A 12,609-nucleotide genomic window follows, 5' to 3' on the forward strand; every position below is an offset into this window, starting at 1 on the left:
TCACCACCACGTCGAGTGGGACGAGGTAGTTGACTGTCCCCTCTACACTGCTCGCAGGCTCCACGGCCCGTCCGGCCGCAGAGCCGGGCGGCGCAGGCCGAACGCGGCGGACCACGTCCGCCGCCGCAGGTCGGGCCGCTCCCCAACCCCTAGACTGAACCGCCGTGATGCAGCCGTGATCAATTTCGACAACGTCACCAAGGTCTATCGGAGCCAGAACCGGCCCGCCCTCCAGCACGTGAACGTCGCCATCGACAAGGGCGAGTTCCTGTTCCTGGTCGGCCCGTCCGGCTCCGGTAAGTCGACCTTCCTGCGACTCATCCTCAAGGAGGAGCGTCCTTCCCAGGGTCACGTGCACGTGGCGGGCAAGGACCTCAACAGACTGAGCAACTGGAAGGTGCCGCACCTGCGCCGCCGCATCGGCTGCGTCTTCCAGGACTTCCGGTTGCTCCCCAACAAGAACGTCTTCGAGAACGTCGCGTTCGCCCTCGAAGTGATCGGCAAGCCGCGGCGCTTCATCGGCAAGGTCGTGCCCGAGGTCATCGACCTGGTCGGCCTCGAGGGCAAGGCCCACCGGATGCCGCACGAGCTGTCCGGCGGCGAGCAGCAGCGCGTCGCCATCGCGCGCGCGTTCGTCAACCGGCCGATGATCCTGCTGGCGGACGAGCCGACGGGCAACATCGACCCGGCCACCTCCATCGGAATCATGAAGGTGCTGGACCGCATCAACCGGACCGGCACCACCGTCGTCATGGCCACCCACGACGCCGCGATCGTCGACGCCTTCCGCAAGCGCGTCGTCGAGCTCGAGGACGGACGGGTCGTCCGCGACCAGTCCCGCGGCGTCTACGGCCAGGCTTACTGAGGACCGGCCCGGCCCACTGACGGCTCCCATCCGAACCACCCGTTCCCGCCACCGCGAAGACAGCCGGGACGACGACAGGCGACCAAGGACAGCGAGGCATGCGCGTACAGTTCGTTCTCCAGGAGATCTGGATCGGTCTCCGCCGGAACCTGACGATGACGATCTCCCTCATCATCACGGTCGCCATCGCCATGGCGCTCTTCGGCACCGGCCTGCTCATCCGCGCCGAGGTCTCCGCCTCCAAGAGCTACTGGCAGGACAAGATCGAAGTCTCGATCTTCCTGTGCGCGAAGACCAGCTCGAACCCCGCCTGCCAGGGGCAGGACGTCACCGAGGACCAGCGCAAGCAGCTCGAGCAGCAGCTCAAGGGCATGTCCGAGGTCTCGGAGGTCACCTACGAGAGCCGGCAGGAGGCGTACCAGCGCTTCAAGGAGCGCTACGCGGGCTCGCCCGGCTTCGTGGAGAGCACCCGCGAGGGCGACATCCCCGACTCCTTCCGCGTCAAGCTCAAGAACGCCGAAGAGTACAAGTCCGTCGCCGAAGCCGTGCAGAGCCGCCCCGGCGTGGACACGGTGATCAACGAGCAGGAGATCCTCGACCGGTTCTTCGGCATCCTGAACGCGCTGCAGTGGGGCGCCCTGGTGATCGCGCTGATCCAGGTCGTCGCCTCGGTGCTGCTGGTCGGCAACACCGTCCGGCTGTCGGCGTTCAACCGGCGCAGGGAGACCGGCATCATGCGGCTCGTCGGCGCCTCCAACACCTATATCCAGCTGCCCTTCATCCTGGAGGGCGCCATCGCCGGCCTGATCGGCGGCCTGTTCGCCTCGATCCTGCTCGTGATGAGCAAGTTCCTGCTGCTCGACCGGCTCGCCGACGACATCCAGCTCATCAGCACGCTCGGCTGGGGCACCGTCCTCTCGGTCATCGTGGTGTCGATCTGCTTCGGCGTCCTGCTCTGTGCGATCGCCTCCTTCCTGACCCTGCGGCGGTACCTGCGGATCTGAGCGGAACGCCGGGCCCGCACCGGCCCCGACTCTAGACTTGCGGCATGTTCCCGTCCGGTCGCCTGCTCCGCGGTGCCGTCATGGCGTCCGCCGTCCTCGGCGCGTACGGTCTCGGCGCGGTCAGCGGACCGGGCCCCGACCGGCACGCCGCCGTCGCCGACGGGTCCGTCCTGGACGAGGCCGCCGCCAAGATCGGCGGCAGTGCGGCGCACCCCGTCGGACGCGCCGAACTCGACCGGCACGCGATCGAAGGCATGCTCCGCGGGCTCGGCGACACGTGGGCCCGCTACTACCCGGCCCGCCGGTACGACGACGTCGAGGGCCGCCTCAACGGGCACTACAGCGGCGTCGGGCTGTGGCTCGGCGCCGCCGACGGCGACGCGCGGGTCCGCGTCGCGAGCGTCCAGCCCGGGAGCGCGGCCGCGCGCGCCGGGGTCCGCGCCGGCGACGTCGTCACCGCCGTGGACGGCGCCGCCACCGCCGGCTGGGACCTCGCCCGCACCGCCGCCGCGCTGCGCGGCCCCGCGGGCGACGCCGTCGACCTCACCGTGGCCCGCGGCTCCCGCGCCCGTACGTTCCGGCTCGTCCGGACGTCCGTCGGCAAGGGCGACGTCACCGTGACCGACGGGCCCGGCGGCGTCCGGACGATCCGCGTCGGCGCGTTCACCCGCGGCACCGGCGACCGCGTCCGCGCCGCCGTCGAGCCCGCGCCGGACGCCGGGTTCGTCCTCGACCTGCGCGGGAACCCGGGCGGGCTGCTGGAGGAGTCCGTCGGGGCGGCGTCGGCGTTCCTCGCGGGCGGCCCGGTCGTCACCTACGAGCGGCGCGGCGAACCGCCCCGCCGCTACACCGCCGACCGCCCCGGGGACGCGGAGTCGCCGCTGGTCGTGCTCGTCGACGCCGGGACGGCGAGCGCCGCGGAGATCGTCGCCGGGTCCCTGCGCGACCGCGACCGCGCGGTCCTCGTAGGATCACGTACATACGGCAAGGGGTCGGTGCAGGAGCCGATCGGGCTCTCCGACGGTTCGACGATCGAGCTGACCGTCGGTCGCTACCGCACCCCGAGCGGCCGTAACCTCGACGGTGTCGGGATCGACCCCGACGTGGCGGTCTCCGCCGACCGCCCTCCCGAAGCGGCCGAGCAGCGCGCCCGGACGGTGCTGCGCGGCCTGGACGCGACGCTGCCGGACAAGGACCGAGGCTGATCACGTGTCACGCGACACAGGGCGAAAGCTCATCGCCCAGAACAAGCGGGCCCGCTACGACTACCACATCGACGACACCTGGGAGGCGGGCATGGTGCTGATGGGCACCGAGGTCAAAGCCCTCCGCGCGGGCCGCGCCTCCCTCGTCGACGGCTTCGCCCAGGTCAGGGACGGGGAGGTGTGGCTGGAGAACGTCCACATCCCCGAGTACACGCAGGGCACCTGGACGAACCACGCCCCGCGCCGCCGCCGGAAGCTGCTGCTGAACCGGCGCGAGATCCAGAAGATCATCGACAAGACGTCGGACCCCGGCTGGACCCTCGTCCCGCTCTCGCTCTACTTCAAGGACGGCAAGGCCAAGGTCGAGATCGGCCTGGGCCGTGGTAAGAAGTCCTACGACAAGCGGCAGGCCATCGCCAAACGGGAGGCCCAGCGGGAGATGCAGCGTGCTCAGGCGGCCCGGTTCAGGAGACGGTGAAGGGTGTCCAAGACCAACCGAGACCGGACGCGCAGCGTCCGGCGCCGAGCCATCTCGCTGGCCGGGTGCGGCGCCCTCGTCGCGTCCCTGACCACCGGCTGCTTCGCCGAGCGGTCGGCGATGCCGGCCGTCCGCGACTTCCTGATCGCCTGGTCGGTCGGCAACTACGAGGCCGCCGCCGGCAACACCGTGGGCGCCGACGAGAAGCAGGTCGCGGACGCCCTCAGCAAGGTGAGCGCCCAGCTCGACGCGGCGTCCCTGCGGCTGTCGATCGGCGTCCTCGGCGCCGACCCCGACGCCGCCGCGATCGTCAAGGAGGGCGACACCGCGCAGGCGTCCTTCTCCGTGAAGATCGACCTCGGTGAGAACGGGCGGCCCTGGGAGTACAAGGGCCACATGAACCTCAAGCGGGTCGGCGGCCACTGGAAGGTCGTCTGGAGCCCGTCCATCATCAACCCGAAGCTCCAGCCGGGGCAGCGGCTCGCGGTGGTCAGCGAGGAGCCCGAGCGCGCGCTGATCACCGACACCAACGGCAAGTCGATGCTGAACCCCGCCCGGGCTTACCAGGTCGGGGTCACCCCCGGCAAGCTGCAGGACCCGAAGAAGACCCTCGACGCCCTCGCGAAGGCGACCGAGATGGACGGCGGCCGCCGGCTCGACGCCGAACGCCTCCACGGCCGCGTCCTGTCCGCGCCGCCGCAGGAGTTCCTGCCGCTGATGACCCTGCAGGCCGCGACCCACGCCCGGCTGATCCAGCGGCTCCACGGCAACATCCCCGGCCTGGAGTTCCGCGACATCGTCGCGCCGATCGCGCCGAAGGCCGCCCCGGAGCTGATCGGGACGCTCGGCCCCGCGACGTCCGACCGGCTGCAGGAGGTCGGCGCCCCCTACCAGCCGGGCGACACGATCGGCGTCAGCGGCGTCCAGCTGCTCATGCAGCGCAACCTCGCCGGCACCCCGACCGTCAGCGTCGTCGCGCAGGACCCGAACGGGCAGCGCACCGCGACGCTGAAGAGCTGGCCGGGCGAGCAGCCGAAGGAGGTCCAGACGACGCTCGACCCGGGCGTCCAGGTCGCCGCCGACCAGGCCCTGAACGGCCTGCCGTTCCCGGCGTCCCTCGTGGCCGTCCGGCCCGCCACCGGCGAGGTGCTCGCGGTCTCCAACCACGGCACGAAGGGCGAGAACCGCGCGTTCGAGGGCCACTACCCGCCCGGCATGACGTTCCAGATCGTCTCCGCCCAGGCGCTGTTCACCCACGGCGGCCTCACCCCGGCCACCGAGACGTCCTGCCCCGGCACGACCGCCGTCGGCGGCAAGAACTTCACCACGAAGGCGTACGAGGACAGCAAGTTCACCAACCACCTCGCGCTGTCCTGCAAGACCGCCCTCGCCCAGCAGAGCGGCAAGATCGACGGCAAGACCCTCCTCGCCGAGGCGGCCCGCTTCGGCATCGGCCAGGACTGGGGCCTGCAGGTCCCCGCGTTCACCGGCGCGGTGTCGTCCCCCGACAACGAGGGCGAGAAGGCCGCGACGATGGTCGGCGAGGGCGGCGTCGAGGTCAGCCCCCTGGCGATGGCCCTCGTCGCCGCCGCCGCGCAGGCCGGCACCTGGCGTCCCCCGTACGTCTTCAAGGGCAACGACGTCCCGAACGCCGAGCAGCGCGCGCCCGCCCAGAACCTCCCGTCGGAGTCGATCGCGAACCTCAAGGAGGTCCTGGACAACTCCGCCCGGAACGGCACCGCCAAGGCCGCCCACGTCGACAGCGAGGTCGCTGGAGTCACCTCCTTCACCACCTACAACGAGGGCGGCAACTCCAAGAACGTCTCGTGGTTCGTCGGCTCCAAGGGCGACCTCGCCGTCGCCATCGCCATCGAGGGCCAGATGGACGCCGCCCAGGTCGCCGGAGCCTTCTTCGGCTGATTTTGGAACCTGTTTACGTCCGGACCGCAACCAACGCCCGCCCCCCGAGCGTCTTCCCCTATGACTGAGAAACCGCTTGGGGGGTTGCGGACTCAGTCGCCGTGATGAGACCAGAGCCTCGTCTCGGGGGAGGCTCTGCCGTCCGGACCGGCCCGACCCTGCCGGTCGAACCCGGGCGGGCGCCACGCGCCCGCCCGGGTTTCACGCGTCCGCCGGGAATCACGTTGCCCGCCCACGCGTTATCCTAGTAACGTCAAGTGCGCGGCCCCCGGGCCGCTTTGACAACTCAACATGGGGGTGACCGGCTTCGACTTCGGTCGATCGAGCCAGGAGAAGCGGGTCGAGGGTTGCTGTCGTGACCTCGTTAATCCTGTGACAGCAAACCAATAACTGCCAACAAGAAGCAGTCCGAGTTCGCCCTCGCCGCCTGAGCGAGGAGCGAACTCTGTCAGCCCGGGTGAGTCTCCGCCCCGGGACCTGACATCATCAGGAGACTCCACCTTGCAGCCCGGTCGCGGGGTTGCAAGGGAAATCGAACAGCGACTGGGCCCGTCGGCGACTAGCCTGCGTGAGCGCCGGGGCCGAGAAACCGCCTAGCAGGCTGCACCCGGAGAAGCCCTGACTCATCATCGAAGGACGCGGGTTCGATTCCCGCCACCTCCACCAGAGATCGCAGATGCGGCCCAACCGAACCCGGTCGGGCCGTTCTGTTTTTGCCGCGAGGGCCGAGGGCCGCCCGGATCGGCCGCGCGCCCGGCATGCGCCAGGCTGTGCACATCTCGGCGCGGCGCCGTGTGCTCGCGCGTAGCAGTTCGTCGAAGCAGCCGTGGATGCCGCCGATGATGGTGCGCCGTACCCGGGCGAGGTCAGGCAAGCCCCCAGTCTGGCGTGCGAAGCGATGATTCGAGGCGCGGTCAGGGGCGGTGCGGCCGGTCGTCGTGGTGCTTCTTGCGGTCGGAGTCGGGCCAGAAGTACGGCAGGTCGGGGGGTACGTGGGGGAAGTGCGGCCGGTAGAAGTCGGGGTCCTTGCGGATCAGCGCGGACCGGTGGCTGATGTGCAGTTTCGGGTCGCCGAGCCAGGGCGGTAGCGCCCCGGCTTCGGCGAGGGCCTCCTGGCCGAGCGGACGCTCGATGCCCGTGGCGCCCGCCAGGTCGGACGTCAGCGAGGCGGCGCACGTGTCCCGGTGGCCGAGCGAGCACCAGTGCCGGCAGATCTCCAGGCCGTAGCGGACCAGCGCCTCCTCATACCCCGTCCACATCCGGACGGCCGGGTGGTTGCGCCACCCGTACCCCGGCACCGTCAGCCCGCGCAGCACCTGCAGCGCCTCGACGCGCTGCTTCCCGAGCCTCCGCGGGTCGAGGACGGCGGCCGTGGCGGCGAAGTCCGCGTACGGGAGAAAGGTCTGCAATGCTCCACCTCCCGATGTCCGCCCGATGCGCCCGCCGCACTCCCGTTCCTTACCTGTCGCGCCCCACCTACTCCGGTCGCGGGCCGCGGAAGTCGTCCGCGTGGTCGTCGTTCGGACGGACGCGCTGAACGACGCCATCTGCGTGGTCGCCGACGAATTCGCGTCGCTCTGTGCAGATCCCTTTCAGCGGGTGCACGTTTGCGCGAGAACCGTTTTTTCGGGACGTGCGCCCATAAGGTGGGCGCGTGGCCGATCCTGATGGCGTGCGGTTGGGGCGGATCGCCGACAAGCTGGCGGCGGCGCGGGCCGAACCGCCGGCGGTCTTCGGTGCGGAAGACCATCGGTTCGAACTCGGGCCGCCGTTGCCGGAGGCCGCGGTGGCCGAGTACGAAGAACGGCACGAGGTGGCGCTTCCCCCGGAGTACCGGCTGTTCATCACCGAACTGGGCGCCGAGGGCGCCGGTCCGGGGTACCGGTTCTGCCGACTGGACGTCGCGTGCTGCGCGAAACGACCGTCCGGGCACCTGGCGCGACCCAGCCCGTACCTGCCGGGACCGCGCTACTACGGCGACTGGGAGGAGCGGTACGAGGATCCGCCGGGCCCGGACCGGAACTTCCTGTGCGGCACCGTGCTCGTCTCGACGCACGGCTGCTCTCTCGTCACCCGTCTGGTCGTGACCGGGCCGGCGCGAGGACGGCTGGTCAACCTCGACGACGAGGGGCCGGTCGGCCCGTACGTCGTCGAGGACGCCGACTTCCTCGCGTGGTATGAGCGGTGGCTGGACGAGGCCGTCGCCGGTCGCCACGGCGGCTGGTTCGGGGAGGGGCTCCCGCTGGACGAGCGCGGACTGCTCGGGGTGCTCGCCGACGACCCGTCCCCGGAGCGGCGCGCCCGTGCCGGGGAGACGCTGCCGGCCTTGCCGGTGCTCGGTGATCACGTGTGGGACGCGCTGCTGGCCGCCGTGACCGCCGACCCGGACCCCGGCGTGCGGGCGGACCTCTGGGACCTGCTGAAGTGGCAGCGGCACAGGCACCCGCGCAGCCTCCCCGACGCCGACGCGGTCGCGGACGATATCGAGGAGCACGCCCGGTCGCGCACCCCGCGGGCCCTCGGCGCGCTCAGCGCGCTCCGAAGGGTCACCTTCGCCGACGTCCTGTCGGAGCTGGCGTCGGACGACCTCGAACGCCGCAGGCTCGCGGCCTACCAACTGACGTCGTTCATGGGCGTCGACCGGGACGAGCCTCCGCGGCGCCTGCTCGCCGAAACGGTCGCCGGGCTCCTGGAGGAGGCGGATCCGCTGCTCCGCTCGCACGGCGTCGCAGCCGTCGGACGGTTCGAACTCCTCGATCTCCACGCGCGACTGCGCGAGCTGCAGGAGACCGAGGCCGACGGGTGGGTTCGGCACCGTCTCGCATGGAACCTCGGCGAACACTCGGCCCGCGTTTGGCCGCCCGTCCCCGTGCCGGACATCGGCGACACGGCTGCCGGGTACAGCGACGACCCTCCGTTCTGAGGGAAGCCGCAAAGAGAAAACTCATCGTGTCGCAAGGACCTTTTCAGTGGCGCCGCGAACACTGGCGGTTGTACTGAGGCCGTTGCGCTGTGGAGGGTTCGTGGACGAGTTCGAGGGGCGGCCGCTCGTGCGGCCGGGGGAGGACGTCGTCGATCAGGGGCTCGGGTTCGATCTCGGCACCCTGGTCGGTCGGCGGCGGGCGCTGGGCCTGCTGGGGCTCGGGGTCGCGGGGCTGGGCCTGGCGGCGTGCGGGGGCGGCGGGGACGTGTCGTCCTCCGGGACGCCCGCCGCGTCGGCGAAGGAGATCCCGGACGAGACCGCCGGGCCGTATCCGGGGGACGGCTCCAACGGGCCGGACGTGCTGGAGCGGAGCGGGATCGTCCGCAGCGACATCCGGTCGAGTTTCGGCGGGCCCTCCGGGACGGCCGAGGGCGTTCCGATGACGCTGGAGCTGACCGTTTCCGATCTTGCCCAGGGCGGGGTGCCGTTCGAGGGCGTGGCCGTCTACGTGTGGCACTGCGACCGTGAAGGCAGGTACTCCATGTACTCCGAGGGCGTCACGGAGGAGAACTACCTGCGTGGCGTCCAGATCGCCGACGGGGCTGGGAAGGTGCGGTTCACCAGTATTTTCCCGGCCTGCTACACCGGTCGCTGGCCGCACGTCCACTTCGAGGTCTACCCCGACCAGGCGAGCGTTGCCGACGCAGACAAGGCCATCGCCACCTCGCAGGTGGCTTTGCCGAAGGACGTGTGCGACGAGGTGTACGCGCAGTCCGGCTACGAGCAGTCGGTCAAGACCCTGGCCCAGGTGACGCTGGACGGCGACAACGTCTTCGGGGACGACGGCGGAGCCCTGCAGACGGCCACGGTGACCGGCGGCGCCGGCGGGTACGTCGTGGCGCTCGCCGTCGGCGTCGACACCCGCACGAAGCCGTCCGCCGGCGGCCCCCCGCCCGGCGGCCGGCCCCCGGGCGGCCCCCCGCCCGGCGGCGGACCGGGGAACCCGCCCCCGCGGTGACGGCTCGGAATCTTCCGCGGGGTGCGGGCGTGCGGTTGAGGATTTCTCGTCCGTTATCACAAGGGGGTTGTCCGGTGGGTGGGCGGGTGGTGGGGTGGTGGCATGGAGACCAAGATCGCGATCGTGACCGGGGGGACGTCCGGGATCGGGAAAGAGATCGCGCGCGGACTGGTGCGGCGGGGGTTCCTGGTGGGGATCGTGTGCCGCAACGAGATGCGGGGGCGGGCGACGGTCGAGGAGCTGGCGGGGGAGGCGCCTGGGGCGCGGGTGGAGACCTTCCTGGCCGATCTGTCGGTGCTGATGGACGTGCGGCGGGTGGCCGCGTCGTTGCGCGAGCGCTTCGAGCAGGTGGACGTCCTGGTGAACAACGCCGGGGTCCACCAGATGCGGGCGAAGGTCAGTGCGGACGGGTACGACCGGATGATCGCGACGAACCATCTGGGGCCGTTCCTGCTGACGAACCTGCTGCTGGGGCATCTGGAGAAGGCGGCGCCGTCGCGGGTGGTGATCGTGGCGAGCGAGGCGCACCGGTTCGCCGACCGGCTCGACGTGGAGCGGCTGGCGGAGCCGGGGTCGTACGGGAGGCCGGGGTCGCTGCGGGTGTACGGCCGGAGCAAGCTGCTGAACATCCTGTTCGCGCAGGAGCTGGCGCGGCGGATGGAGGGCAGCGGGGTGGTGGCGAACGCGATGTGCCCGGGGCCCGTCGCGACGCACCTGTCGCGGGAGATGTGGGGGGCGGAGCGGCTGGGCGCGCTGCTGTCGCACACGCCGGTGGTGCGGACGCCCGAGCGCGGGGCGCGGACGGCGCTGCGGCTCGCGGTGGACGACGAGTTCGCCGCGCGGAGCGGGGAGTTCCACGGGTCGGTGCCGGGTGCGCCGGCGTCGGGGCCGTTGAAGGACGAGGCACTGGCGCGGGACGTCTGGGAGCGTTCGGCGCACCTTGTGGGGCTTCGTTAGGCTCGCCGCGTGGAGCACCAGTCGAGGTTCAAGGATCTGTTCGCCGGCGCGGGGTATCTGCTGCGGGGGATCGGGTGGGTCGCCCGGCATCCGCTGCAGTGGCTGTTCGGGCTCATTCCCGCGCTCATCGTCCTGCTGGTCTACGGGGCGGCGCTGGGGTTCCTCGTCTACAACCTCGGGGACGTCGCGGGCTGGGTGACGTGGTTCGCGGACGACTGGTCGGAGACGGTGCGGAAGGCGACGCGGGTCATCGCGGGGATCGCGGTGCTGGGCGCGTCGGCGTTCCTGGCCGTGCTGACGTTCACGGCCGTGACGCTGCTGGTGGGCGATCCGTTCTACGAGGCGATCGCGGTGCGGGTCGAGGAGTCGCAGGGCGGGGCGCCGCCGGAGCCGGACGAGGGGCTGCTCGCGGGGATCGTCCGGGCGGTCAAGGACACGCTGCTGCTGGGGCTCGTGGCCCTGGCGTTCGCGCTGGTGTTCTTCGCGTGCGGGTTCATTCCGGGCATCGGGCAGACGGTGGTGCCGGTGGTGGCGGCGTGCGTCTCCGGCTACTTCCTGGCCGGCGAGCTGGCGTCGGTGGCGCTGGAGCGCCGGGAGGTGCTGCGCAAGGAGCGGTTCGCCCGGATGAAGGAGAACCGTCCGCTGGTGATCGGCTTCGGGGTGGCGACGTTCGCGCTGTTCCTGGTGCCGCTGGGGGCGGTGCTGGCCATGCCGGGCGCGGTGGCGGGCGCGACGCTGATGGTGCGGGAGCGGCTCGGCGCGGACAAGTGGCCCGGACGGCCGTCGGACGAGTGGCGGGCGGCGCCGCAGGCGCAGCCGGACCAGTGGCAGCAGGGCCAGCCCGGCGAGGTGCAGCCGGGGCAGGGACAGCCGCCGCAGCCCGGCCAGGTCCCGCCGGGCCAGGTCCCGCCGGGGCAGATGCAGCCCGGCCAGGTCCCGCCCGGCCAGATGCCGCAGGCCCAGCCGAACCAGTGGCAGCCCGGGCAGCAGGCGCGACCCGGCCGGTGGCGGCAGGGTCACGACTGATAGCAAGCTGTGTCCGGAGCGTGATTCCTCGCGGGCCGCGTTTGATGATCTTCGCGTAACGTGTGCCGCATGTCCGATCAGGGGGAGCGCGATGCGCGCTGGACCGGTTTGAACGAGAGTGACGCGCCGCACGACGTGTGGGGCAAGGTCGAGACGCCCGCCGAGACGGCCGCCGGGCAGGCCGCCGACGGCGCGGGCGAGGCGCCCGCGGAGGAGTCCGACGTCCGCGTGGCGCCCGAGCCGGACGAGCGGGACGCGCCGCAGTGGGAGGGCGAGCTCTTCGACGAGGACGACTCGAAGGACGAGGCGCCGTCGAACTACGTCCCGGCGGTGCCGACCGGGTCGACGCAGCCGGCGAAGCCGGGCAAGCCGAGCAGCGGCAACTGGCAGATGCCGGACTGGATGGCCGACGAGGCCGCGGCGGACGAGAAGCTGGGCGCGTCCGGCGACTCGCTGGAGACGGGCGGCCGGTCGCGGCTGGTGCTGTTCGGCGGGGTCGGGCTGCTGGTGGCGGCGCTGATCGCGGCGGGCGGCGTGTACTTCCTGACGCGCGGCGGCGATGACGAGCCGGACAAGGCGGGACGGACGGGCGCGGCCGAGCGGGCGGTCACGGCGCAGGTGTCGATGCCGCCGGACGCAGAGCTGGAGGCGTTCGCGGGGACGCCGTCGCGGATGCTGGGCCGGGTGGACGACGCCGCCGCGGGGCTGTCGTACCCGCGGCTGGGGCCGCCCTGGCAGGTGCCGACGAAGGAGAACAAGCTGGGCACGCCCGGCTGGTCGGGGCAGCAGATCGTGGTGACCGAGCGCGCCGGCGCCCAGATGTGGTACGGGCAGCTGCTGACGGGGACGCTGATCCCGAGCCTGCACGGTTCCTACACGGGCCCGGACAGCGTGAAGGAGGTCGCGGGGCTGGCGGCGGAGGGGTACCTCGCGCAGTACTACGGCTTCCAGGACGGGCAGAAGCCGCTGGCGTCGCAGGCGCTCGACGTGGACGGTCGGAAGGGCTGGCTGGTCGCGTCGTACCTGACGTACGAGCGGGACGGCGTGCGGGCGACGGGCGAGATCGTCGCGACGGCGGTGATCGACACGGGGCGGCAGGCGCCCGCGGTGGTGTTCGCGTCGCTGCCGAACACGCACAAGAAGCTCTGGCCGGACCTGAACCGGTTCCTCGCGAACCTGAAGGTCATCTGACCCGCCCGCCCTAACCGAATGC

At 71.6% G+C, this 12,609-nt stretch carries 11 protein-coding genes and 1 other RNA gene; 11 read left to right on the forward strand and 1 reads right to left on the reverse strand.

The window, feature by feature from the left end:
• The first annotated feature begins 175 nt into the window (after window positions 1-175).
• From ftsE to ssrA, 6 genes are all read left to right on the forward strand, one after another.
• Window positions 176-865 carry a cell division ATP-binding protein FtsE gene (gene ftsE / locus H505_RS0117655; protein ID WP_026403056.1) on the forward strand — a complete coding sequence of 230 codons (690 nt, stop codon included), beginning with the start codon at window positions 176-178 and terminating at the stop codon, window positions 863-865.
• Window positions 866-963: 98 nt separating this feature from the next.
• Complete coding sequence (gene ftsX, locus H505_RS0117660; protein WP_026403057.1) at window positions 964-1,869, forward strand: permease-like cell division protein FtsX; 906 nt, start codon at window positions 964-966, stop codon at window positions 1,867-1,869.
• Window positions 1,870-1,913: 44 nt separating this feature from the next.
• Window positions 1,914-3,074, forward strand: a complete 1,161-nt coding sequence (locus H505_RS0117665; RefSeq protein WP_026403058.1) for a S41 family peptidase — start codon at window positions 1,914-1,916, stop codon at window positions 3,072-3,074.
• A 4-nt stretch (window positions 3,075-3,078) separates the two neighbouring features.
• Complete coding sequence (smpB, locus tag H505_RS0117670; RefSeq protein ID WP_026403059.1) at window positions 3,079-3,552, forward strand: SsrA-binding protein SmpB; 474 nt, start codon at window positions 3,079-3,081, stop codon at window positions 3,550-3,552.
• Between the two features lie 3 nt (window positions 3,553-3,555).
• A complete protein-coding gene (locus tag H505_RS0117675; RefSeq protein ID WP_026403060.1) occupies window positions 3,556-5,472 on the forward strand; it encodes a penicillin-binding transpeptidase domain-containing protein in 1,917 nt (638 codons plus the stop codon).
• A 293-nt stretch (window positions 5,473-5,765) separates the two neighbouring features.
• Window positions 5,766-6,138, forward strand: a transfer-messenger RNA (tmRNA) gene (gene ssrA / locus H505_RS48535).
• A gap of 248 nt (window positions 6,139-6,386) precedes the next feature.
• On the opposite strand, the gene H505_RS0117680 is transcribed toward ssrA, so the two are convergent.
• A complete protein-coding gene (locus H505_RS0117680) occupies window positions 6,387-6,881 on the reverse strand; it encodes an MSMEG_6728 family protein (RefSeq protein WP_026403061.1) in 495 nt (164 codons plus the stop codon).
• Between the two features lie 245 nt (window positions 6,882-7,126).
• On the opposite strand from H505_RS0117680, the gene H505_RS0117685 reads away from it, so the two are divergent.
• The 5 genes from H505_RS0117685 to H505_RS0117705 all read left to right on the forward strand — a co-directional run bounded on the left by H505_RS0117685 (window position 7,127) and on the right by H505_RS0117705 (window position 12,587).
• Window positions 7,127-8,395: a hypothetical protein gene (locus H505_RS0117685; protein WP_157433033.1), complete on the forward strand. Its 1,269-nt coding sequence runs from the start codon at window positions 7,127-7,129 to the stop codon at window positions 8,393-8,395.
• 100 nt (window positions 8,396-8,495) lie between these two features.
• A complete protein-coding gene (locus H505_RS0117690) occupies window positions 8,496-9,413 on the forward strand; it encodes an intradiol ring-cleavage dioxygenase (protein WP_157433034.1) in 918 nt (305 codons plus the stop codon).
• A gap of 102 nt (window positions 9,414-9,515) precedes the next feature.
• A complete protein-coding gene (locus tag H505_RS0117695) occupies window positions 9,516-10,370 on the forward strand; it encodes an SDR family NAD(P)-dependent oxidoreductase (RefSeq protein ID WP_026403064.1) in 855 nt (284 codons plus the stop codon).
• A 9-nt stretch (window positions 10,371-10,379) separates the two neighbouring features.
• Window positions 10,380-11,396 carry an EI24 domain-containing protein gene (locus H505_RS42560; protein ID WP_084550402.1) on the forward strand — a complete coding sequence of 339 codons (1,017 nt, stop codon included), beginning with the start codon at window positions 10,380-10,382 and terminating at the stop codon, window positions 11,394-11,396.
• Between the two features lie 69 nt (window positions 11,397-11,465).
• Complete coding sequence (locus H505_RS0117705) at window positions 11,466-12,587, forward strand: flagellar basal body-associated FliL family protein (RefSeq protein ID WP_157433035.1); 1,122 nt, start codon at window positions 11,466-11,468, stop codon at window positions 12,585-12,587.
• Window positions 12,588-12,609 lie beyond the last annotated feature (22 nt).

Source organism: Actinomadura rifamycini DSM 43936, from assembly GCF_000425065.1.
Lineage (GTDB): Bacteria > Actinomycetota > Actinomycetes > Streptosporangiales > Streptosporangiaceae > Spirillospora > Spirillospora rifamycini.

Excerpts from the sequence above, each read along its gene's own strand:
- ftsX (WP_026403057.1), top strand. The coding sequence starts at position 964 with ATGCGCGTACAGTTCGTTCTCCAGGAGATCTGGATCGGTCTCCGCCGG.
- H505_RS0117665 (WP_026403058.1), top strand. The coding sequence starts at position 1,914 with ATGTTCCCGTCCGGTCGCCTGCTCCGCGGTGCCGTCATGGCGTCCGCC.
- H505_RS0117695 (WP_026403064.1), top strand. The coding sequence starts at position 9,516 with ATGGAGACCAAGATCGCGATCGTGACCGGGGGGACGTCCGGGATCGGG.
- H505_RS0117705 (WP_157433035.1), top strand. The coding sequence starts at position 11,466 with ATGTCCGATCAGGGGGAGCGCGATGCGCGCTGGACCGGTTTGAACGAG.